Raw genomic sequence first — 23,946 nt, 5'->3', positions numbered from 1 at the left:
TTTAACCTCTAATCCTTGTTGCAGTAAGTTTAATTAGCGTTTTAATATAACTAATAATAAATGGAATCAATCTTCTCTTCGACTCCCCATATATTCTCTTATCGAACTCTATCGGAACTTCACCAATCTTGAGCTTTTTGTTATCCTTGGCAAGTCTTAGTTTTAAGAGCACTTCTTGCAACACGTCATAGTTCTTACAAGTCAACTTGACTTTCTTTAACTGGTGGGTGCGATACATGCGATAATCTGTCGACACATCCTTGGCTTTGATTCCAAGAAACAATCTAAATGTTCCATTCAAAATATGAGACATCACAACAGAACTCTTGGCATCATTGGTCTTACCGCCCTCCACATACCTAGAGCCTATAACTACATCGCATCTATCATCCACAAACTTCTTATAAATCCTTGGAATATACTTTGGATTATGCGAACCATCGCTATCGAGTATCAAAAACTTATCCTTCTTGGCACATCTTATACCAGTCCTGAATGCACCACCAAATCCCGGATACTTCTGATTGACATATCTAGCGCCATACTTCTTGCAAACCTCCGCTGTATTATCAAGAGGCTTTTCTGTATCGACCACGATAATTTCATACTCTTCTCTCGTCTTTCCAAGATTCTCTATAATCTTTGGCAATAGCACTTTTAAATTTTCTTCTTCCTTGTATGCTAGCAAAACAACACTAATTCCCATGTTTCCTCATCTCCCTTTCTGCTCGACTTTTGTTGCTATATCACATTACATTATAACACAAAATTGTAGTTATCCGCAACCCTATCTATCTCTATCTTTTCACATATCCTCTTTATTCTCATCCAATCATGTGTTATACTTAACATATCTGAGAAAATGGAGGATAATACTATGAAACATAATTATTATAAAAGAATCTTGCTGACCCTAGCAGCATTTATACTTAGCACACTCCCATTGTTCTACAACGAACAGAATATTTTCGCACAAAAAAATAGTCCGTCAAGCATAAAGCAATACAAAAAAATCAGAAATGCATTCAAGAAAATACCTGAAACTCTGACTATATACAGCGGATACAAGAAGAAAATCAAGATACAATTACCGTACAAAATCAGATGGTCTTCCGCAAATCGGAATATTTTTACTGTGAATAAAAAGGGGCAAATCAAAGCAAAAAAAGTCGGTCAAACTCAGTTGACAATCTCTGTAAAAAAAGCAAGAAAAACTGTGACCGTCAACGTTTTACCCGGCACTATATCACTAAACCAGGATTCAAAGAAATTATATATAAATAGGACATTTACGCCCAAAATAATATTCAAACATGTTAAAGATAAAAAGCTTAAAATGGTATCTTCTAACCCGGAGGTTGCAAGCGTCAATAAAAGTGGTATGATTACTGCTGTCACCCCGGGATCAGCTACCATAACCTATAAAACCCAAGACGGAGCAATTGCAAGCTGTCTTATCGCTGTAAACAGAGGATATAGACTTGGTTTTGAAAATGAAATAACGACCATGGAAGTCGGGAGCACTACCATGAATCCGGTCAAAAAATCAAGCCAATTCAATGATATCATAAGTTACAAGAGTTCCAACGAGAACGTAGCTGTAGTCACATCCTCAGGAAAAATAATAGCTCTTTCTCCGGGCGTTACCACAATCACAGCCTGTGGATCTCAAGATTCGTGCGTCAGCAAGGTAACTGTCACAAAGAAAATCCTTGCCACGTCAGCAAGTGCGAATACTATAATCAAACAAACAATTCTCCCAAGCACTGCTGCCCACTTTATTGCACATAGGGGATATGTAAATGGCGGTGTGGAAAACACTATAACTGCATTCAAAAATGCGATAATAGCTGGATTCTGGGGCGTAGAAACAGATATTTACTCCACAAAAGACGGTGTATTTGTCCTCAATCACGATGGAAAAGTGTGGACAAATGGGAGAAAAGCACCCTCAAATCTCACAGATAAAGACGAAATTGAAGGTATAATAAATAAACTAACCTATGAACAGGTAGAAAACCTTTCTCACGGAGAGATACCAACTCTAGAATCACTACTCAAACTGGTTGAACCTTGGGATATCACTCCACTTTTGGAAATTAAGAATCTAGTCAGAGGAAACCAGAAAACTCTTGACCGCAACAATGAACAAGAAATAGCATCCCAAGTCCACCGACTTCTCAATCTCATTGACAAGTACAGCATGACTAAACGATGCTACATAACGAGTTTTTCCAGCACGTACCTAGAACATGTACGCGCGCAGAATAAGGATATAAAAATCCAATTTATTACAAACAAAAAGGAAGTTGACCTAGACTATTTAGAGTCCAATAATTTTGGTCTTGACTGGGCAATAGCCTCTTCCAATAAAGAGACAATCAACGAGATTAAGAAACGCAAAATCAATCTATGCCTCTATATTGCTGATACACCCGAGGAGGCCAAAAAAGCAATCGAGCTCGGAGCCGACGCCATCACTTCAAATGTCAAGGTCTTCGAAAAAACCAACTAGGCAAATTCTAAAAGTTTTTTATAAAACTCCGGATACTCTTTGTCGAATCTCACAAACTTACCATCGGATCCGACAAAGCAGTGTTCCGAGTGACCGATACAGCAAATTTCCCCCTGCGCATCAGTCATCTCATATAACAGCTTCAACTTTACACCTTTGCAATTTTCCACTTTTACCTGTATGAAAACTTCGTCGGCGAAAGTGGTTGGTTTCTTGTACTTACAATCCACTGCAACTACAGGAGAGCCAATCCCTTCTTCCTCCATCTTATTATATCCCCATCCTATCTGCTCCAGAAAGTAAACCCTCGCCTCTTCCATCCACCTAATATAATTGGAGTGATGAGTTATTCCCATCTTATCCGTTTCATAATACTGTACTTTATGCTTATATGCTTCCATAATTATCCCATCACTTTCCATTATTTAATATCATTATTTCATCTTCTTCGAATTCCACATTGGACATGTCTCCAAAGACATTTAATAAAACTTTATATCTGCCATTCTTCTCGGAAACCAACTCGCCCCTCATACCAGAAAAGACTCCCGACTTTATCAGAACATTTCCAGGAGGTATCTCCGCTCCCAAGTGCAATCCCTCTAACAAACTCTCCATGTTAAAAGTCAAATGTTCCGATGAACTACCACGACTATTCTTGTGAGAAGCACCACTCTTCGGCGGTTTTTGCACTTTTGGGTTTTCTTCTTCTTGTCCCTTTTCCTCTTCTACCTTCTTCTCTTTCACTTCTGTTTTGTCTTCCTCGTCACCCCACAGCGCCTTCTTCCAAGCCTCAAACTCCTCAGTTGAAACTTTCTTGGCAACTTCTAGCCCTATCTCAACTGGCGTAGGTCGACCAAAGACATCCACATCGATCCAGGCAAGCCGTCTGTGCCTGTCAATTTTCTTAATCATGCCGCGATAATCCTTCAAGGCGCCATTTAATATCACAAGCTCATCTCCCAGGATAAGCCCCTCCGACATTCTTATTGTATAATCTTTATCAACAACCGATCGGATAAATTTTTCCTCATGGGGGTATATGGGCACAGGAGTATCCTCGTGACATATGAGCTTAGTCATTCTAGGAACTTTGGCCAGCTCATCTCTCACCCAACTAATTGGATCTTCCCTCTCTTCCTCACTCAAAGGTTGAACAAATATATATCCCGGGAAAAGATTCCTCTCCTGCACATGCCACTCGCCTTTATATCTTTTTTTGCACTCATAACGCGGAATGAACATTTCCTTGTAACACTCCGGATCCATGTACTTTTTACACAAAAATACAGTCTCCGATTCCTTACCTGTCTCCACCTGTATTACATATAGCAAAACACACACCTCTTTAAATAATTATTTAAACTCTATTCTATAATCCTCAAAATGCTGTTTCAGCATACCAGTTATAAGCTTTTCTCCATTAACTCTGGCCTTGTCAAGAAGTCCCGCCTCTATAGCTTCCTTCTCAGCTTCTACATTCATCTTAGTCGTCTCTTCTCCAAACTCCTTTAGCTTAATCGGATTGAAAGCACTGCTCTTCTCATTATATACTTTAAATGACTTGGGGTCAATTCTGGATCCAAAAGTTTTCACCTGTGGAAGCGTGACCATAACTACCTTTTTCTCCTCGTCAACATCCCACTTTATCTCAGAAAAATCATATCCGGCTTTAATCTCAAAGTCATAGCTAAAAATAACATTGGAGTGGGTGAAAGGCATGTCAAATAGTCCGAAAAAGTCCATCGACTTATCCACACTCTTTACCTTTGTCACCCTTGACTCCTGAGTAGCCAGTTCTCCGATATCCTCAAAGCCAATGGCTATAGTCTTGTCCTGCGTGTTATACTTCTGCCAGATAGTAGTCCCTAGCACACCAATAGCCGCGGCAATCACCGCGACTATTATTATACCTATAAATTTACCATATATCTTCTCTAAAAGTCTACCTAAAATACCCTTTGTTTTCTCTTCCGTATTGTTATTGCCTAACATTAAATGTCTCCTTATTATTTGTTTTTGTCAAAAAAATATGACTGCTCTGCCTGATGAGTATTGGCCATATGCTGATAATATCCTTCGGATATTTTTCTATTCATATGAAAGCTTTTTATCTCTTTTTTCTCATTGGCAAGATATATTTTAAAGTGCTCGCTATTCTGCTTTTCCAATGCCTGAATCTGTATACCCAACTCGGATATCTCTCTAATCAGATCCTGCATTGTCAAAATATCACTTTTATATGCATCTCTATTGGCCTTTATCACTGCCTCCATTCGCTTGAACAGTGAATCGAATCCATTGTCGATCTGAGTAAGTTCATCTATCAGCTTCCCCTTCTCATCGACTATCTCCTGAAACTTATCATAGTCTAGTTCGTCAGCTTTTAGTGCCTTTTCTTGCTCACATGTCAACTCATATATGGACTTTAACACCCTCTTCTTTCTATGCAAAGAATCGGTCATCATACCAACATAAATCGAATCGTTCTTTACCATAAACTGCCTCCTGTCTCAAATGCCTGAACCACTGATGGCATACCACAAACTAGTCCACCTTTTGATTGTTAAGCTGCATCACTTCTTTCCAAGTGTCTCGCATCTCTCTAATCCTACCTAGTCCTTCTTCTATCATCTCTTTGTCCTTGTGAATATTTCCATCTATAAGACAATTATATATGTATTCGAAGACTCTGTCAAAGTCTTCCCAAACAGGATACTTGTGATCTAGTGTAATTCTGAATTCCAAAATTATATCCTGTGCTCTTTTCAAATTCTCATTACATTTTCCATAATCATTTTTTTCCAATGCTATCAGTGCTATATTACAAAACTTGATTGCACCATCGTACAACATAAGCGTAAGCTCTGCCGGTGATGCTGTTAATATCGCGTTTGTCTTATAAGAATCTGCCATGTTTGTATTCATAATTTTGTCCTCCCTGAAACTCCCCCAAAGAACGGGGTTGTGCAATATACAATCGCCCTGTGGCACTCTCTGCCACAAGGGCGACCGTCATAGTTCAAACCAAACCACCCAATGCCAAATTATCAATTGCCAAACAGTGACGACAAGTTGGTCTGTTGCGCCTGAAGCTTCGCCATTGCCGACTCCATCTTGGAGAACTGTTTGTAATATTTTTCTTCTATTTCCTCCAACCTTGTCTCCCAGTCAGAGATTTCCTTTGTATAATTCTTAAGTTCGTCTTTAATCTTAATATCATTATAGAATGTCAATGCACTACTCACACTGCTCGATGCCATCTTAGAATTCATAGCGCTACTGAGATTTCCGAAGATTCCCGACAATGCTCGCATCGTCGTCTCCGGATCATTTTCCAGCGCCGCTCTAAGCTTGTCTTGGCGATCTCCAAATGTGGCATCATCCTTGTCGCCGTAGATGTGATACTTTCCACCTTCAGTCCAATCATTTGATGTGGTAATTCCAAATGAAGAAAGAGAGTACTTCTGTCCATCCACTTCGAATGTAGATTGCATAGCGCCTTTCATTGCCATAATTATTCCATTAAGTGTGCTGTCTCCCCTGAAAAGTGAGTCCTTAATCTTGTCCTCATAGAGTTTGATTTCGTCCTCCGACATGGCCTTCTTCTCCTCTTTGGACAGTGGCTCATATCCCTTTGCAGAAGATGCAGTATACAACTTATTCATCTCACTGATAATCTCATTATACTGATTCAGGGCAGTTTTAATTGTGTCATAAACTGCACTTACATCATTGCCCACAGTGAACTTAACAGTCTCACCCGGAGCAGTAGTATTATTGAGCGTAATACTCAATCCATTGACAGAAACAGTAGTTGACTCTGAAGTAAGTTCTGCTCCATTGAGCTTGATAATGCTATCGCTAGCACCGATAAATGCCATGCCCTTTGGACCACCTGCTCCGCCGTTAATAACAGCCTTGCCCTCAGCATCTGTAGTGATATCAGCAAGTCCCAATCCTGTAAGTGCAGAGCCTCCAAGAGAATATGATCTCTCTTCGATTGAAGCATAATCACTTACAGCTGATGTAATACTTGACTTGATTGAATCCTCAGTAATGCCTTCCATTCCAGAGAAACCAGATACACTAACTTCTCCGCCTGTCTTGTAGAACTTATCAAGGGCATCCTCACTGAGTCCTGCTCTTATCTCGCTCTCTGACATTCCTGAATATGTAAGAGCTTCAATATCTGTCTTCACTTCACTGTTAGTGCTAACCTCTTTGTTGACAAATGCAACAATATCTGAATCCGCCTTTTCCTTGACTGCCTTGTCAAAATCTTCCTTGACATGTGCAGCGATGTACTCTTCCTTAGTCTGGCCGGTCTCCGCTCTTGCAGCTTCACTCATAGTATCATATCTATAAGCATATATGTCTTTGTTCTGGCCAACTGGATTGCCATCCTTGTCATAGTACCTTCCTCGCAAAGAATCTTCAGCTTCTGACTTTATCCTGTCATAATTATCAGTATAAAGTTTTGCCTTCACATACTTTGTAGCTGCATCCCCTGCTGCTGCATTCTTTGAGTCATAGGATACTTTAGCCAAACCATCAAGAGCTGTATTATATGCATCTGTTCCAACACCGGAACTCTGTAAAGTCTTAATGTATGAATCAACTTTTTTCTTGTCGGAACTATTCATGCTATCGTATCCGATTCCCTCTAGAACCGCATTTCTCTTAGTCAACTCTTCTGAAGTAATTCCCGAAGAAGTAATGGTAAAGGAATTAGACATTCCACTTTCCTTACTACTAAGGAAAAATCTCTTCTGAGTAGTATCAAAATTGGCATTAATTCCTGCACTCTTCAAGCTGTTGACAAAATCACTTATTGTTGTATTTGCAGTTATCTCAATATCAGTTGATTTGGCTGAATCCCCAACTCCTGTTGTAACAGTAATTCTCTTATCAACAAGACTTGGATCAATATCTGCCAACTTTGTGCTTGTAGAATTCACATTCTTAAGCGCAGATCCAGTCAGATACTCCGATGTGGCAATCTGACTTACCTCCATCACATAGCTACCATTAGTAGCTGAGTTAGAGGCTGTCACCGATATCTTACTTGCATCTGATACAGATGCTTTCTTTGCATTATAAGTACTCTGCAGTTTCAACTTGGAAGCCTGCTCAGTGTACAACTTATATAATTTTGAATTCAAATCTGTCCACTTTGTCTGCTTCCATTCCAATTTGGTTTTAGCATTATCGACCTTAGTCTTTTTCAGACTTTGTGCAGACATCAGAGCACCGACTAATGCCTCTGTGTCCAAGCCGGATGCTAATCCTGATAATCTTATCGCCATACTATTTCCTCCGATCCTAGGATATGTCTGTTACACATTGACACTCCTAAATGTTCTTGTTAGCAACTCCTTTTGCACCAAGAGCACGTGTACTTGCACTTGAAGCAAGAATACAAAACCCGCAATCTATCTACGCTCGTCAACTAGGATGCCAGCCATCTCCCACATTTTCTGAAGCATATCAAGGGACTCCTTAGGTGGAATCTCACGAATAACTTTATCTGTTTCAGAGTCAATAACCTTGATAGAAACTCGATGCGTCTTCTCATGGTATGAGTATTCACATCTTGTCTTATCCATCTTTCGATTGGCACTCTTTACAGCATCCTCGATTGTTGCTTCACTAGCTGCACGCTTTTTCTTCTCGTTGTAACCTTCTTGCTTGTCACTTTCTTCCGACTTCTCGACCCTTTTATCCTGCCTATTAAACTTTTGAATCTCACTACTTGTTGAAGTTGCTACTGCTGACTGAGTGGCGACTTCTTTTGCAGAATAATTTGAGTTTCCGCCGGCAATCTTCTCAATTTCCATACTTAACACCTCCATGTGTAGTTATTTGTATTCTTAATTAAAAATACATCTAGAGTCCTCATTTTACTTATCGGCATGTTTTCAGAAATAGTTAACATCTTGAAATAAAATATTCCGACACAATCAGAATATTTTACAAAAAAACCCTCTCCTATAATGGGAGAGGGGACAAATGCTATATTAAATTTATTTCAACAACTGTGAAAGCGCTGCAGGGTCTGCTCCATTAGCTGCTTCTACATTAGCCTGTTGAATCTGAGAATAAATCTCTTTTCTGTAGATAGGTACGCTCTTTGGCGCATCAATTCCTATCTTAATCTGATCACCCTTTACATCCAAGATTGTGATCTCAATGTTGTCATTTATAATAATTGATTCATTGACTTTTCTTGCAAGCGCTAACATAATATCACTCCTTATCTTCTGACTTCAGCTTGTCATATACTTTGTATTTAATCTCATAGTCGTCGTTTTCAACGATAACTTGGGCTCCCTTGCGGGTATCAGAATTAATAATGATTGGTGCCATAAGATTAACTGTCATCTGAGTGATATCAGATGGAACTGTCATAGTGAGAAGAATAACCAAATTTTCTTCTGTCAACTCACCCATTCCCTTTAACAACTCATCCTCAACTACAGGATTGTAATCCGGCTTTACAATTAGCGGATTAATAACAGGGATTGCAAGTCCCGGCTCATCAAGACTCTGAAACCATGATATCGTAGTCTTCTCTTTTTCTGAATCAAAGAGTATGGTATAATTCTTATAATCTTCAAATCCCATAAGTCCACGTTCCATAGTGATAATCTTGTCATCTGTAAGATCAATTTCCCCAAAATATTTTGTCTTTACTAACATGAAACACCTCTCATTTCCTAATCATCGCACTCTTCTCTTGTCGATGATTATAAACCAAACCACCTTGTCTCCTTGTTAACTGTTACACGACATATGATAAATCACAATACTATTTTACTATATTCCAGCGATATTATCAACTTTTTTTGCAATGTTAAAGCCCTAATATTATATGTAATTTAATAGCGAAGAACCGAGTATCTTGGAAGTCGCCTGCAACGATGCCTGATACAGAAGATCTGCCTCGGTATAGTTTACATATGCCTCCTCGAGATCCACTTCTTCGTTCTCGCTCTTGGACTCTTTAGTGTCAATTTCCAATGACTCAAGCTTTGATTCTGTCATCTTCATTCTGGCATATCTGGCTCCGTGATCGGCAACAGCCACATTTAGTGTGTTTTTCGCTTGTTGAAATACCGTTATAGCCTCTGAATATGAGTTTGTCAAAACTGTATTCTGAAGAGTCATCTTGGACTCAATTTGCTTCTTGAGCTCATTTAACTTCTCAAGCGTAGCAGTATCATCCTGATTACAATCAGCGATTCTCTTGTTCACGTTCTGAAGATCCTTCTCAGTAATCTCCAAGTTCTGAATCACCTCATAGATACTATCTACAATTCTATTTACATCCATATCAAATGCATTACATCCCAGTGTATTAACCGTCAGGTTCTGACTGAAATTTATCTGATAATTGATTTCCTGCTCTCTTGTTGCAGAAAAATTCTTCGTCACTCCCGTTTCATTGTCAACCGAAGTACACTCAAAGTAATGTTCCGGTCTAATATCATTTTCCTTAAAATTCGTCTTGGAGTATGAAACATTCAAATCCGAACCGGCTCTCACTGAGTCATATATTCCATCGCCAAATACCAACTCACCGGTTTCTGGAACAAAATATATCTCCCCATCACCCGGTTTATAATGGTCATTGAACTTCGCATCATCTGCTATTTTCTTCACGGTGGCAGTGACGCTTACTTCGTTTCCGTCGGCATCCTTATATGTAACCTGAACATCTGAATCATCACAATCCTGATAAGAAACTCGAATCCTGTGTGATGACAAATACTCAGGTGCATCTGAAGCATATTCATCCGCAGTTTTTGTCTCGTCAAAAGCCGCGCCACCGTATACATATGAAAATGATCTGATGGATTCAACTTCCAAATTTTCAGAAATTGTATATGTAGCATTGCTCTGATTTGCACTAAATAATAGTGGCACATCAGTTCTGTATCCCGTAAAGAGATATCTTCCTGCAAAGTCTGAGTTGGCATTCTGCTGGAATATAAAGTCCGCATTCTGTCTCAACTGCTTTGCAATAGTCTCTCTGTCATCATATGTATTGGTGCCATTTGCTGCCTGTGTAACATAATCAATCATGGTATCCAACACAGTATTCGCCTTCTTCATAGGCTCTTCTGTGGCATCCATCCACCCTTCTGCATCTCGACAATTCGCACGGTACTGCTGGACTTCTACAAGTGTCGTACGAAACTTAAGTGATCTTACGGCAATTGTAGGATCATCTGATGGCTTTTGAATCTTCTTCTGAGAAGAGAACTGTTCAAAATACTTATTGTAAGCCACCTTATTCTTCTGAATATGGAGTTGTGCATTATTTCTCATCATATTGTTAGTAATTCTCATATGGCACCTCCTATACCGCTGTTCCGTTAATCAACTTGTCAAGGACTTCGTTCATAACTGAAAGAACCTTGTACTGATTAAACAGCAAATTCTGGTAAGTGACGAGGTCCTGTGTCTCCTCATCCTCATCTGTTCCAGATATAGATTGTCTCCTTATATCAACCGCGTCGCGAATATTTTTCTGACTTGTTTCCAACGTAATCATCTTTCTGGCATCCACTGCCACATCTGTAGTCATAGCTTGGAGGAATGCATCCGGTGCTCCTCTGAGAAACATCTTGGAATCATCCTTCAGTGCGGATAATCTCTGCAAATTCAAGCTCTCTGACTCTCCCGAATTGGCCATCTGATTAAAGGCAAGCTTGGTAGGGTCGTCAGCAACTTCTTTGGTAATACATACATTTAGAGCTGTCATATAATAATAGCTTCCCTTGTATGTACCGTCTGCGCTCCCAGCCGGCATTGAATCAAAGGCTGCAGGGACCTCCCCCGACTTGTCTGCAAACGTAAAATTCTCACCAGTAGTAGGAATTGTCGCATTAAATACATCAATTCCGCTCTTCCCCGAAGCATCAAATCCCTCCTTGTGGATGTCATTGAATCTCTGAGCATAGGTTCTCGTAAATTCGTTGAGCTGAGCCATATAATACGGAATTCCCTTGAAGTCCACATCCTGTCCTATCGAGACCGTCGCCCCTCTGTCCACGGCGCTTCGCAAACCTCTGGCCTCTTCCAAGGTTGTATTTGCATTCAATACAAAGGAATATGTAAATGTTCCGTCATCCTCCGGCTCCACTGAAAAACTCTCATAGGTATATGTTGAGCTAATTATATTTATTTCCCCTTTTTCCTGAGGAATCGATAATTTTCTTATATCATTAATTGATGCATTATTGATTTTTAAAACCAATTTTCCATCTGAATTCTCCATCAGAGACTCGGCTGTTCCCTTTAAAGCCTCTGTATTATTGCCATCTCTTATCTCGAACAGTGCCTGAAGTTTTCCTCCAAGTGCTGTGCTATATTGATCAAATGGCGTTCCATTTTCTCGGGTCACATTGTAGAGGCCCTTAATATCATTCTGCCCCTTCATGATTTCCGTCTCAGTATAAATCAATTTGTTGGTCTGAATAGTATCTACGAGAATTCCACCGTTTACGTATACTAAGAATTGATTTCCACCAACTCCATCTGCCGGTGGTTTCTCTACCACATCGATGTGACAAAAATCAGACAGCTCATCCAGGAGAACTGCTCTCTGATCTCGAAGATCATTGGCCGTATTTCCGTAGCTCTCAAGTTTATTAATCTGACCTGTGACTGTGGCAATCTTTTCCGCCAGAGCATTTACCTGCTCAACGGCATTCTTTATCTCGATATTGGCCTCTGCCTGCAGACTTTTGAGATTGTTGGCTGAGTCCTGTATAAATTCAGTAAAAGTCTCCGCATAAGTGAGTATCTCCTGGCGACGTGTCATATTTCCGCCGTCTGCAATTGTAGCACTGAGTGTCTTGCACAAATTGTCAAAAGATGTAGTCAAGCCACCTTCTGTCTCATCGGCCGCATATATGTATCTCTCTAATTCGGTGAGATAATATGAACTTGTAGAATATTTGTTATAAGTTGAATTGCTTGCTTCATACTTGGTATCATAGTAATCACTGTGCTGTCTCTCAATATCACTTGCAAAAACTCCGGATCCCTGTACCTTAATCGAGCTGATATTTCTAGTCTGCGCTGTAACATTAACAACCTGCTTTGAATACCCCTTTGTACCTATGTTGGCAAGGTTATGAGCAGCAGTTTGCATGGATGCACTGTAGGCATGTATTCCAGATCTTGCTATATCATATCCGTCAAATGTTCCCATAGCTCTTACCTCCTCTTTTTCTCGTAATTGAAAAATGTTCCTCGAGCATTTACAATCTCTCTATCAAATGTTCCAGCATCTGATCAATAACAGTTATATATCTAGACGATGCATTGTAGCATTGCTGATACTTAAGCAGGCTGGCAAGTTCCTCGTCCGATGAAACTCCCATGATATCCTGTCTCTGATCTTCAACTGCCTTTACTGTAACTTCCTGATTTTCAATAATTCCATTCCATACATTTCCCTGAGTGGCAAATTCACCTATCATCGAATTATAATAATTCGAAAAACTGTAAGTCGCAAGTGATGTGGGATCCAGAGATAATTCTCCACTGTGCCATTCATCCATAAGGCTTTTACAAATATGGCTTACGAATCCATCTACAAAGCCTGTTTTAGGATTGGCATTGAGTGGCAACTTGGATGGGTCTTTCTCAAGTTCTGGGTTGACCTCAATCTGACTTGCTGTATATAGAGTATGGATGTCATTGTAATCCTCCTCATTATACTTGTAAACCTCCATAGTCTGGAGAAGTCCCTCATCATTTATCGCATTAACTGTCACTTTTTCATAGCGATCAACATTTCTTCTCGTAAATAGTTCTATGCCTATACTCTTGTCTGCGTCATCACCTATCGGAGCATTTTCCTCATCTAAAACTTGGATTGTGGATCCATCCTCCAATGTGAGAGTCTTGTTAGGACATAGCTTGTCATTAATAAGAGTTACAACTTCGTGTACCAATTGGTCGAACTGTGCTTCAGTCCTCATAATCACTGAAGGTGCAACTGTAGATGAATAAATACCAACTTCATTGCCATAGTCCTCTAAAGCTCTGTTATATGCAGCCGTATCCAGGTTTCCTGTGGCATCCATAAAATCTGTTCGCTTAGGGCGCTGTGGCATGTCGGTGAAAATTCCCTCACGATTTCCTCTGGCAACCAAAATTCCCTTGAGAGAACCAATGTCTGAGTTATTTTCCGCCGAGTAGTTAAGCTCTCCTCTGATGAAAAAGTCCCCTCCTGATGCTCTAACCGGCTTGAGAAGCCTGGATTCTTCGCTCTCATATGCGGTTGACAACTTGAATTGAGTCTCTGATGAGAGGAGATAATCTCCCTCCGAGAGAATGGAAATCGTTCCATCAATTTCCTCGGTTACATCAAAGTCAATATAAGTTCCAAGCTTATCTAAGAGTATATTTCTCTCATCTCTATAGTCATTGGCATTATTACCTGCCGCTTCGTATTTTCTAATCAATATGTTGGTATCGCGAATCTTTGAAACAATATCATTGATATCCTTGACTTGTGCAAGGACCTCCTGATTCATGTTGTTCTGATAGTTCACCAGTTCCTGTCTGAGGATGCTGGCGCGATCAGCAAATTGTCCCGCCTGAGATACCAACGCACTTCTGTAAACAATATTGTCCGGCTCCTTAGATAAGTTGTCAACTGCCACCCAAAGATCATTGAGGGATTGAACAAATTCTTCGCCCTCCATTTCTCCGAAGAGTTCCTCCAACTCACCTACCGCCGAGTAGTTTGCCTCATAGAAACTCTGCTTACCAACTTGCATTCTATACTGATCATCCAAGAAGCTGTTTCTAATCTGACGGGTGTTTACAATCGTTGTTCCCATTCCAACTTGGATTGGATTTCCATGTGATCCAAATGCATTTTTGTAAAAAGAGTCCGCGATGATTGTCTGCTGTCTCGTGTATCCCTTTGTTGTTGCATTAGCTAAGTTATGTGCAGTTGTATTCAATGAAGTCTGAGCAGATTGTAGACCAGACACTCCTGCATTAAAACTTGTCAATAATCCTGACATCCAGATCACCTCTCTTTCCAAATCTATCTATTTACACAATAGAAGTACACGGTGCTCCGCGCATCTACTGCTTAGCATCAAACATTCCAGCTCCTTCATCAAACATATCAACCTGAGCTGCATTGTTCGAATAATTGCTACTTCCCGAAGACATCCGTGTACTTCTCATTACATTTATATTGTACTCAACCATTTCAAGAGCTTGTGTCAACAAATCTTGATTCTGGGCTGTGAGTTCTTTCATTCTATCAACGGTCCTTCGCATCTTATCATGAATCTCTCTCAGCCTTTTCTGATCCTCTGGTTGCTTATCGAGACTGTCAGCAATCTGTTGAAGATTAATACTTCCCGGTCTCTTTCCCAAAACTGTTGCCATATCAAGGGATACCTGTTCTCTCTTATTTTCTAAGATGCCGATTTCATCAACCATCTTTTGTTCTTCACCGGTTATCCTCTCTAAGGCACGAAGATCGTTGGCAATAACTGCTCTAATCTTATCCTCCTCTATTGGAATTAGGGAGGCATATAACTTCTCTTCTCTTTCAAGAGTGTTAATTAATTCTTCAAGTAAACTCGCCACGAAATACCCTCCTACCAAATCAACGGAACATTATCCTAATAATCTTCCGACTAAATTATCTGCAACATCCTCAATCGGAACGTTATAAGTACCTGACTTCATTCGCTCCACGATGTCATTGACCTTATCCTCTCTGATATCTGAAGCTTCAGATGTAGCCTGCTTGGCAATCTGATAGTCCTTTGCAAATCCAGATAGTGTAAAGCTGTCGCCCTTGCTTACTTGGGATGCTGTATTAGTAGGTGTTACTTTGTTTGGTTTATAAACTTGGTTTACCTGCATATAAGCATCTATTCTCATATCGGGTTCCTCCATTCTGTTTTGAAAATAAAAAACATATCAACTATGTTTCTAAACTATGTATCGGATAAGTTCAAAAAATAATTAATATGTTTTCTAATTTTTTATTTTTTCTGGTCTAAAGCGAGTACAGCTTTTTGTCCTTTGGCAGCTCTCTTGCGGTTTCTGACTTTCTTGGCACTGAGCATCTTGCCGTCGACTTCAAAGGACTCTGCATCCACATCTACTACTGTAGAATATTTGATGCTATCCTGTTTGTCAAGCGTAATCGCTTTAATTCCGCGGCTGGTTTTCTTAAGTTCCTTGACCTCGCCAATAGAGAATCCAAGAGAAAGTCCCTTTTCCGTCAGAATAATAACTTTTTTGTTGGCATCGATAATATCGGAGCCAACTAAAGCCTCAACTGCCACAACTTCATCGTCATCACCATCGAGCTTTGTTGCGCTGATAACCTGCCTATTGGTATCAAACTCTGCACCTGACACCAACTTAATATATCCACTCTTGGTTACAAACATGAGTATACTCTCGAAAAGTTCCTCAAATGGAATATATAACACTGCTTCCTCGTCATTTTCCATCTTGGTAAGCGTGTGAATAAGACTTCCCTTATCTCGCAACTTGCACCTTGGAATCTTGTCTGCTTTGACCTGATGCATATTTCCCTTGTTGGTAAATATACAGATCTTATCGGTGTTCTGCATCCTCATAATGTGAGGGAATTCCTCTCTCGCCTCCTCGGAGGTTCGCAAGAATGCCGCCTCGTCAAGAGACTTAGTATATCCAAATCTATCCATGCAAACATAGATATCTTCGATTTTTACTTCCTCTACATAGGCCTTGGCTACCACATCCTCAAGCGTTGTCCTTCTCTCACGGCCAAACTTCTTCTTGTATTCGCGAAGCTTAGCTTTTATAACCTTATATAGTTCCTTGTTATTTGAGAGAATCTTCTCGTACTCTGCTATCTTGGCAAGCAATTCATCATTCTCCTGATGGAGCTTTAGAATCTCAAGTCCAATCAATCGGCTGAGCTGCATAGCCAATATAGCATCGGCCTGTACTTCAGTAAAATCAAGCTCTGCAGCTTGCTTCTTAGACTCCTTGGACTTAAAATTAATTCCCTCTGTCTCTCCCTTGGTAAGACATGCCTTAACTTGCTTAATTGTAGAGCTTCCTCTGATAATCTCGATAATCAAATCGATGACATCAGTGGCCTTGATAAGTCCTGCCACAACCTCCAGCCTGTTTCTTGCCTTCGCTAACAAGTGCTTATACTCCTTAGTATATAGCTCTTCCTGGAAGAGAATAAACTCCTCGATAAGCCCCTTGAGATTAAAGAGCTTTGGCTGCTGATTGCTAATAGCCAAGAGGTTGACGCCATATGTGTCTTCCATATGAGTCTTCTTGTAAAGACCGTTGAGCAAATTGTCAATATCTCTGTCTTTTTTGACCTCTATTACAATTCGAATACCCTCTTTGGAGGACTCATCTCGAACATCATATATTTCGTCAAAGACCTTGTCTTTCATAAGACTCGACAAGTTCTCAACCAACTTGGTCTTGTTTCCTGAAATTGTATATGGAATCTCGGTAATTACAATATTGGTTCTGCCATAATCACCCTTTTCTATAACAGTGCGGGCGCGAAGCTTAATTCGCCCCTCTCCCTTTTCATAAATCTCCGGAATCTCCGCAGCATTGGTGATGATCCCCCCCGTAGGAAAATCAGGAGCAGGGATGTAATCCATGAGCTTTTGAATCGAGATGCCGGGTCTGTCCATACAAGCAATAACCGCATCGACGACCTCTGATAAATTGTGAGGTGGTATATTGGTGGCCATACCAACTGCAATTCCCGTAGTTCCATTGACAAGGAGATTGGGAATGGTAGCCGGAAGCACCAGCGGCTCCTTCTCACTCTCATCAAAGTTCGGTCCAAAGTCAACGAGTCCCTTTTCAAGGTTCTCGAGCATAGTCATGGCAGCTTCTGACAATCTGGCCTCGGTATATCGCATCGCTGCTGCTCCATCTCCGTCAATAGAGCCAAAGTTTCCATGGCCATCCACCAATGGAGCATTCAAGGAATAATCCTCTGTCATATGAACCAAAGCGTCATAAATAGAACTGTCACCATGTGGATGATACTTACCCATGGTATCTCCCACTATACGAGCACTCTTACGATGTGGCTTGTCCGGAGACAATGACAACTCCTTCATGGCATAGAGAATTCTTCTCTGAACCGGCTTTAAGCCGTCCCTAACATCCGGAACGGCACGTGATACAATTACACTCATAGCGTAATTTCTATATGAAATCTTCATCTCTTCCGAGAAATCTAATTGAATAATGTTCTCATCTGAATGAGCCATGTCTTCCTCCTTCGGTATTACGTAATATCAATCTCCGCATACCTTGCTTCTTCCATAATAAATTCTCGTCTAGGTGGCACATTGCTTCCCATGAGAATTCCCGTAATCTCATCGGCCTCCACTGTATCACTTATTGATACCTGAGCCAAAATACGGCTGTCCGGATCGAGTGTTGTCTCCCAAAGCTGTACATCATCCATCTCTCCCAATCCCTTATATCTCTGAAGGGAATTAATCTTTAACCCCTTCTTTCTAAACTTCTCGAGTTCAAAATCATCAAACAAGTACTCGCTCTTCTTGACCTTTTTCTTCTTCTCATAGTCTTCATAGTCCACCTTGTACAATGGTGGAAGTCCACGATATACCTTACCTTGATATATAAGTTCCGGCATAAACCTATAGAAAAATGTCAGAAGAAGGGTACTTATGTGGGCGCCGTCCACATCCGCATCTGTCAAGATAATAATCTTATCATATCTCAACTTAGTGATATCAAAATCATCTCCTATACCACATCCAAAAGATGCTATCATGGACTTAATCTCGTTGTTGAGTAGTATCTTCTCCAGCGGAGCCTTCTCGACATTGAGAATCTTACCCCTGAGCGGAAGAACCGCCTGAGTTCTTCTGTTGCGAGCTGTCTTAACAGTTCCGCCCGCAGAGTCTCCCTCCACGATATAGATCTCACACTCCTCCGGCTTTCTCGAAGAGCATGCAGCCAGCTTACTCTTGGTATCAACATTCAAGAGTTCTTTCATAACTGATTTTCTGGCCTTATCACTGGCAGTTCTCGCCTTATATGATTTTCTTACATTATCTAAAATAGTCCGCAAGGTCTCGACATTCTTGTCCAAATATCTCTGAACCTCAACGCTAAATACGTCATCCACTGCTGTCTTGGCATCCGTGTTGCCCAGTTTATTCTTGGTCTGACTCTCAAACTGAGGATCCGGATGCTTAATGGAGACAATGGCCACCAGACCATTTCTTATATCCTTGCCGTCATAATTATCTTCGTTGTTCTTAAGATATCCCAATTCCCTCGCATATTGATTCATAACTCTTGTGAGAGCCATCTTGAAACCGGTTACAAGTGTACCACCGTCGGTCACATTGATGCGGTTACAATAGGAATTGATCTGCTCTGTATACTCATCAACATACTGAAATGCCACTTCTACTTCTATATCCCCACTGCTGCCTTCTATATAAATGACATCGTCATGGAGTTTCTTGGTATCTCGATTGATGTAATTGATATAGCTCTTTATACCATCTTCTTCTAGGAAAACTCTCTCCTCACCTGAATTCTCATCAAAGAACGTAATCTTGAGATTCTTGTTGAGGAAGGCTATCTCCTTTAACTTCTTTTTAATAGTCTCAGGCTTAAATGTTGTCGTCTCGAAGATCTCGTCATCTGGATAGAAAGTGACCTTCGTTCCGGTATTGCCCTTGGCACACTTTCCCACAACCGGAAGAAGCCCCTTCTCAAGCTTGACAACCGGTTTACCACCATCTTTGTACTCGTCTCTGTAAACTTTGCCGTCTTTTCTAACTTCGACAATGAGACTCTTGGACAGAGCATTGACAACAGAAGCTCCCACACCGTGAAGACCTCCTGATACCTTATATACTGTATTATTAAACTTTCCGCCTGCGTGTAATATGGTATATACTACTCTCACAGTCGGTATCTTCTTAGTTGGATGTATATCAACCGGAACACCTCGTCCGTTGTCCTCGATTACCACTCCACCATCTTTCTTAAGAGTGATTCCAATCTCAGAACAAAACCCAGCCAGGTGCTCATCTATACCATTATCTAAAATTTCCCATATCAGATGATGAAGACCTCTTGATCCGGTACTTCCTATATACATTCCGGGGCGCTTTCTAACAGCCTCCAATCCCTCTAGTATAACTATCTGACTGCCATCGTACTTATCCATAGATTCCCTCTTTCTCAGGTAATAATCTTTACAATACAAGTGTAATTATAATCGAACATTAGTTTTTTTTCAAGTGTTTTTTTTACAAAAATACTTGCAATGATAAATAATTTAATATATAATATGACAAGACATAAAGAAGAGATAGCACAATTTATCTCTTCTTTATGTATTATGAAACAGGTCGGACTATTTTTACATTGATTTTCCAGAAAGGAACGATTATATGATTAAAAAAGGAATTAAAGTATTATCAAGTTCACTACTCGCAGCTGCTCTTACAATCGGCTCTCTCGGAGTCAGCGCAGGAAGTGCAGATGCAGCCAAAATCTACATCCCAGTAAAGACTAAAAGCACGATAACTATTTTACAGGGCATGAAGCACATTATTAAAGTAAAAAAAGCAAGAAAAAAGGTTAAGTGGAAAATCAGCTCCAAGAAGCGCGCAAAGATTAAAGTCAGCGGCAAGAACAACAGCAAGTGCACTGTTAAAATCAAGAAAAAAGCTAAGACCGGAAAGTTCCGTGTCATTGCAAAGATGGGCAAGAGTAAGCTCATTGTAACTTACAAAGTTAAGAAATTGCCTGACACAAGAACACCTCTTCAGAAGAACAAAGATGCTATGAAGGCAGCTAAGACACCTGCTGCAAAGTTCAATGCATTTAAGAAGATTGTAAATTCAAGCACTGCAGTTAATGAGAACGGTGACAGAATCATCATCGTTAAAAACGCAGATGGTTCTTCAACATATGCTGTATATGAGAATTCTACAAATTCATTTAAGTTTGCATGGGTTAACGGAACAGCTACAACTGTTGCAGAGCAAAAGGCCGTAGAAATCGTAGTTTCTGCCTCAAATCCGACAGTTGGTAATATTACTGTAGCAGAGATCAACAAACTGGGAATTGGGCTTCCTTCAATAGGAGCATGTACCGGAAAAGCTCAGGCAGCACTTTCAGGTATTAAGCCAAATGCATCATATACTTGGACTATGACTTCAACATATGAAGATACATCTTCCAGAAAGATGCTCAATGATATTACTTCTGAAGGATATCAGAAGATCGATTCACTCTTGAGAGCACAGGCAGGAATTACTCTTGCTAGCATTGGCTTTGGGAAGTAATTCTCATGAATAAACAGATTAAGCACAAGATAAAACACAATTCCAATAGATATCTTACTATGATTAAGTGGATGGTTCTGTCACTTGCATTGGGACTTTTTCTGGGACTCATCGGAGTTACCTTCGGAAAATGTATCAAGTTTGTGACAGCCTTCCGACTTGACCACCCTTGGGTATTATATCTATTGCCTATAGGTGCGGTGATGATAGTATATTTATATCATCTTATGCACGATGACAAAGATAGGGGAACCAACTTGGTAATCTCATCCATCCACTCAGATGATGAGATTCCACTTAGGGTTTCCCTGCTTATTTTCTGCTCAACTATATTTTCACACTTTGTGGGGGCTTCTGTAGGACGCGAAGGAGCGGCACTTCAGTTGGGTGGCTCTGTTGGAAGCTATCTTGGAAGACTATTTAAATTCGATTCAACCGACAAGAAAACTCTAATAATGGTGGGCATGTCCGCTGTATTCTCCGCAATGTTTGGAACACCTATCGCCGCTTCATTTTTCTCACTTGAGGTGATAAGTGTGGGAATCATGCACTACTCTGCACTTCTTCCATGCATCATCGCTTCATTTACGGCGAGATTTGTGGCAAACCACCTGGGCTCACCGGCTCCGCAATATGACATCGGAACATTTTCCGGGCTTGAAATCATCACAGTTCTTCAAGTGGCGGGGCTCGCTGCATGCTGTGGATTAATCTCCACCATTTTTTGTATCTCACTGCGAGAGGGCGAGGTATTGGCGAAAAAATATCTTTCCAACAAATATCTCAGAGCATTTATACTTGGATCGACAGTACTTGTCATCACACTTATTCTCGGCAATCAGATGTACAACGGTGCGGGAACCGACTACATCGCAGCTTGTATGGAGGGGAATGACCGAGCACTCGGATTCCTTTTTAAGATTATATTTACCGTTTTGTGTATTGTGGCCGGATACAAGGGCGGTGAAATCGTGCCTTCTTTCTTTATCGGGGCATCCTTTGGATGTTTTCTGGGAAAAATGATCGGCATGGACGCTGGCCTTGCAACGGCGGTAGGAATGGGCGCCGTATTCTGTGGTGTTACCAATTGTCCTGTCACCTCGCTGCTGATATGCCTTGAGCTCTTTGGCTTTACAGGCGGCGCATACTTCTTGCTGGCTTGCGGAATCAGCTATATGGTCTCAGGATACTATGGATTATATACCAGTCAGAAAATTGTCTACTCCAAGTTTAATTCGAACTATATAGATAAAAAGACTCAGTAATTACAAATAAGAAATTATTGACACGAAAATATTTTTAATTTATACTAGACAAGTAAAAACATAACATAGAAAAGGAGATAAAAATGGAAAAGAAAACAATACTTAGTTTGGAACAAGTCAAAGAAATAGAAAAGACATATCCAACACCTTTTCACATCTACGACGAAAAAGCCATCAGAGCCAATGCTCGCGCACTTAAGAATGCATTCTCATGGAACAAGGGTTTTAGAGAGTACTTCGCTGTAAAGGCAACTCCAAATCCTTTTATTCTTAAAATTCTTCAGGAAGAGGGATGCGGCGTTGACTGCTCATCATATACAGAGCTTATGTTGTCTGAGGCCACTGGTTTTAAGGGCACAGATATCATGTTCTCATCCAATGTAACTCCGGAAAAAGAGTACAAGAAAGCATATGAATTAGGTGCATATATCAACCTCGATGACTTTACACATATCGATTTTCTCAATGATTTAACGGGAATTCCGGAGACAATCTGCTGCCGTTATAATCCGGGCGGAGTTTTTGAACTTGGTACGGATATCATGGATAATCCCGGAGATGCCAAGTACGGATTTACGAAGGAACAGCTTATCGAGGGATTCAAAAAATTAAAGGAACTCGGTGCCAAGAACTTTGGTATCCACTCATTTATCGCAAGTAACACAGTAACTAATGAATACTATCCTACACTTGCCGGCATACTCTTCGAGCTTGCAGTTGAGCTCAAGGAAAAAACCGGTGTGAACATCAAGTTCATCAACCTCTCCGGCGGTGTTGGAATTCCATATACACCAGACAAAGAGCCTAATGACATTGCTGTAATCGGCGAAGGCGTGCGCAAGCAGTTCGAGAAGATTCTTGTTCCTGCAGGTTTGGGCGATGTATCTATCTTTACTGAGTTGGGACGTTTCATGCTCGGTCCTTACGGCCAGCTTGTGACAAAGTGCATCCATCAAAAGCACATTTATAAGGAGTACGTCGGCCTCAATACTTGTGCCGTTGACCTTATGCGTCCGGCTATTTACGGCGCTTATCATCATATCACAGTTCTTGGCAAGGAAAATGAGCCATGCGACCACAAGTATGATGTGACTGGTTCACTTTGTGAGAACAATGATAAATTTGCAGTTGATAGAATGCTTCCAGAGATTAATATCGGCGACTATCTTGTAATTCACGATACAGGTGCTCACGGATATGCAATGGGCTACAATTACAATGGTAAGCTCAAGTCCCCAGAACTCCTTCTCAAAGAAGATGGTTCTGTGCAGATGATTCGCCGCGGTGAGACTCCAAAGGATTACTTCGCAACATTTGATTTCTGTGATATTTTGAAAGATATGAAATATTAATTAATGGGGCTGTCGCACTTGTGTGACAGCCCTTTTTAAATTGGGAAACGCATATTGCTGGTCTTACCCTGCGGTCGTAAGACAATTTGGAATCGCATATTGCTGGTCTTACTCCCTACGGTCGTAAGACAATTAACAGGAAAAATTCTTAAGCCAGGGAAGTATGATTCTTGGAAGTTGATTTTTCCGTACTCGTTTTGGAGGTGATGGGTTTGCGTTCAGCATTTTGGGGTAAAAGTACGGCTAGATATCTTGATTATGCAAGTTTTTCCGTACTTACCGGCAATTGAGAATTTTGCGTTCAGAGTTTTTTGGGGGAAGTACGGCTAGATTTCCTGATTTCGTGTTTTTTTCCGTACTCGTCGTGGATTGAGAGGTTTGTGTTTGACGTATTTGGGGGAGAGTACGGCAAGATTTGAGAATTTTGA

The 23,946-nt window shown here is 40.5% G+C and carries 21 protein-coding genes; 4 read left to right on the top strand and 17 right to left on the bottom strand.

What is annotated here, in order from left to right; all coding sequences use genetic code 11:
- Window position 1 precedes the first annotated feature (1 nt).
- A complete protein-coding gene (locus L877_RS0104150; protein ID WP_026835012.1) occupies window positions 2-706 on the bottom strand; it encodes a glycosyltransferase in 705 nt (234 codons plus the stop codon).
- Between the two features lie 171 nt (window positions 707-877).
- Here L877_RS0104150 and L877_RS0104145 point away from each other — a divergent pair, with 171 nt between their 5' ends.
- Window positions 878-2,515, top strand: coding sequence for a glycerophosphodiester phosphodiesterase family protein (locus tag L877_RS0104145; RefSeq protein ID WP_026835011.1), 1,638 nt, complete (start codon window positions 878-880; stop codon window positions 2,513-2,515).
- On the opposite strand, the gene L877_RS0104140 is transcribed toward L877_RS0104145, so the two are convergent.
- From L877_RS0104140 to L877_RS0104065, 16 genes are all read right to left on the bottom strand, one after another.
- Window positions 2,512-2,916: an acyl-CoA thioesterase gene (locus L877_RS0104140; RefSeq protein ID WP_026835010.1), complete on the bottom strand. Its 405-nt coding sequence runs from the start codon at window positions 2,914-2,916 to the stop codon at window positions 2,512-2,514. The genes L877_RS0104145 and L877_RS0104140 overlap by 4 nt on opposite strands.
- A gap of 10 nt (window positions 2,917-2,926) precedes the next feature.
- The gene (gene loaP, locus L877_RS13390) at window positions 2,927-3,850 is read right to left on the bottom strand and encodes an antiterminator LoaP (protein WP_051437669.1); all 924 of its coding nucleotides are present in this window, start codon (window positions 3,848-3,850) and stop codon (window positions 2,927-2,929) included.
- A 21-nt stretch (window positions 3,851-3,871) separates the two neighbouring features.
- Window positions 3,872-4,510 (bottom strand): DUF4230 domain-containing protein, encoded by a 639-nt coding sequence (locus L877_RS12100; protein WP_084554761.1) that lies wholly within the window; start codon window positions 4,508-4,510, stop codon window positions 3,872-3,874.
- 14 nt (window positions 4,511-4,524) lie between these two features.
- On the bottom strand, window positions 4,525-5,013 hold the full coding sequence (flgN, locus tag L877_RS0104125; protein WP_026835009.1) for a flagellar export chaperone FlgN: 489 nt from the start codon (window positions 5,011-5,013) through the stop codon (window positions 4,525-4,527).
- Window positions 5,014-5,062: 49 nt separating this feature from the next.
- A complete protein-coding gene (gene fliS / locus L877_RS0104120; RefSeq protein ID WP_026835008.1) occupies window positions 5,063-5,443 on the bottom strand; it encodes a flagellar export chaperone FliS in 381 nt (126 codons plus the stop codon).
- Between the two features lie 122 nt (window positions 5,444-5,565).
- Window positions 5,566-7,824, bottom strand: a complete 2,259-nt coding sequence (gene fliD, locus L877_RS0104115) for a flagellar filament capping protein FliD (RefSeq protein ID WP_026835007.1) — start codon at window positions 7,822-7,824, stop codon at window positions 5,566-5,568.
- 126 nt (window positions 7,825-7,950) lie between these two features.
- Entirely contained in the window at window positions 7,951-8,355 is a 405-nt protein-coding gene (locus L877_RS12095) for a flagellar protein FlaG (RefSeq protein ID WP_051437668.1), read from the bottom strand.
- Between the two features lie 186 nt (window positions 8,356-8,541).
- On the bottom strand, window positions 8,542-8,760 hold the full coding sequence (gene csrA, locus L877_RS0104105; RefSeq protein ID WP_026835006.1) for a carbon storage regulator CsrA: 219 nt from the start codon (window positions 8,758-8,760) through the stop codon (window positions 8,542-8,544).
- A gap of 4 nt (window positions 8,761-8,764) precedes the next feature.
- On the bottom strand, window positions 8,765-9,217 hold the full coding sequence (fliW, locus tag L877_RS0104100) for a flagellar assembly protein FliW (protein WP_026835005.1): 453 nt from the start codon (window positions 9,215-9,217) through the stop codon (window positions 8,765-8,767).
- A 168-nt stretch (window positions 9,218-9,385) separates the two neighbouring features.
- Window positions 9,386-10,870: a flagellin N-terminal helical domain-containing protein gene (locus tag L877_RS13385; protein ID WP_051437667.1), complete on the bottom strand. Its 1,485-nt coding sequence runs from the start codon at window positions 10,868-10,870 to the stop codon at window positions 9,386-9,388.
- 10 nt (window positions 10,871-10,880) lie between these two features.
- On the bottom strand, window positions 10,881-12,740 hold the full coding sequence (locus L877_RS0104090; protein WP_026835004.1) for a flagellar hook-associated protein FlgK: 1,860 nt from the start codon (window positions 12,738-12,740) through the stop codon (window positions 10,881-10,883).
- Between the two features lie 49 nt (window positions 12,741-12,789).
- Window positions 12,790-14,571: a flagellar hook-associated protein FlgK gene (flgK, locus tag L877_RS0104085; RefSeq protein ID WP_026835003.1), complete on the bottom strand. Its 1,782-nt coding sequence runs from the start codon at window positions 14,569-14,571 to the stop codon at window positions 12,790-12,792.
- Between the two features lie 64 nt (window positions 14,572-14,635).
- Window positions 14,636-15,151, bottom strand: coding sequence for a flagellar protein FlgN (locus L877_RS0104080; protein ID WP_026835002.1), 516 nt, complete (start codon window positions 15,149-15,151; stop codon window positions 14,636-14,638).
- A 30-nt stretch (window positions 15,152-15,181) separates the two neighbouring features.
- Complete coding sequence (locus L877_RS0104075) at window positions 15,182-15,451, bottom strand: flagellar biosynthesis anti-sigma factor FlgM (RefSeq protein ID WP_026835001.1); 270 nt, start codon at window positions 15,449-15,451, stop codon at window positions 15,182-15,184.
- A 104-nt stretch (window positions 15,452-15,555) separates the two neighbouring features.
- Window positions 15,556-17,826, bottom strand: a complete 2,271-nt coding sequence (locus L877_RS0104070; protein WP_026835000.1) for a DNA gyrase/topoisomerase IV subunit A — start codon at window positions 17,824-17,826, stop codon at window positions 15,556-15,558.
- Between the two features lie 17 nt (window positions 17,827-17,843).
- The gene (locus L877_RS0104065) at window positions 17,844-19,775 is read right to left on the bottom strand and encodes a DNA gyrase/topoisomerase IV subunit B (RefSeq protein WP_026834999.1); all 1,932 of its coding nucleotides are present in this window, start codon (window positions 19,773-19,775) and stop codon (window positions 17,844-17,846) included.
- A gap of 226 nt (window positions 19,776-20,001) precedes the next feature.
- Here L877_RS0104065 and L877_RS0104060 point away from each other — a divergent pair, with 226 nt between their 5' ends.
- The 3 genes from L877_RS0104060 (at window position 20,002) to L877_RS0104050 (ending at window position 23,518) form a co-directional block, all read left to right on the top strand.
- Window positions 20,002-20,901, top strand: a complete 900-nt coding sequence (locus tag L877_RS0104060; protein WP_026834998.1) for a hypothetical protein — start codon at window positions 20,002-20,004, stop codon at window positions 20,899-20,901.
- 5 nt (window positions 20,902-20,906) lie between these two features.
- Window positions 20,907-22,166 (top strand): chloride channel protein, encoded by a 1,260-nt coding sequence (locus tag L877_RS0104055; RefSeq protein ID WP_026834997.1) that lies wholly within the window; start codon window positions 20,907-20,909, stop codon window positions 22,164-22,166.
- 83 nt (window positions 22,167-22,249) lie between these two features.
- Window positions 22,250-23,518 (top strand): diaminopimelate decarboxylase, encoded by a 1,269-nt coding sequence (locus tag L877_RS0104050; RefSeq protein ID WP_026834996.1) that lies wholly within the window; start codon window positions 22,250-22,252, stop codon window positions 23,516-23,518.
- Window positions 23,519-23,946: the final 428 nt, after the last annotated feature.

Source organism: Eubacterium xylanophilum ATCC 35991, from assembly GCF_000518685.1.
Classification (GTDB): Bacteria; Bacillota; Clostridia; order Lachnospirales; family Lachnospiraceae; genus Eubacterium_F; species Eubacterium_F xylanophilum.
This window is presented reverse-complemented; position numbering and strand designations above follow the sequence as displayed.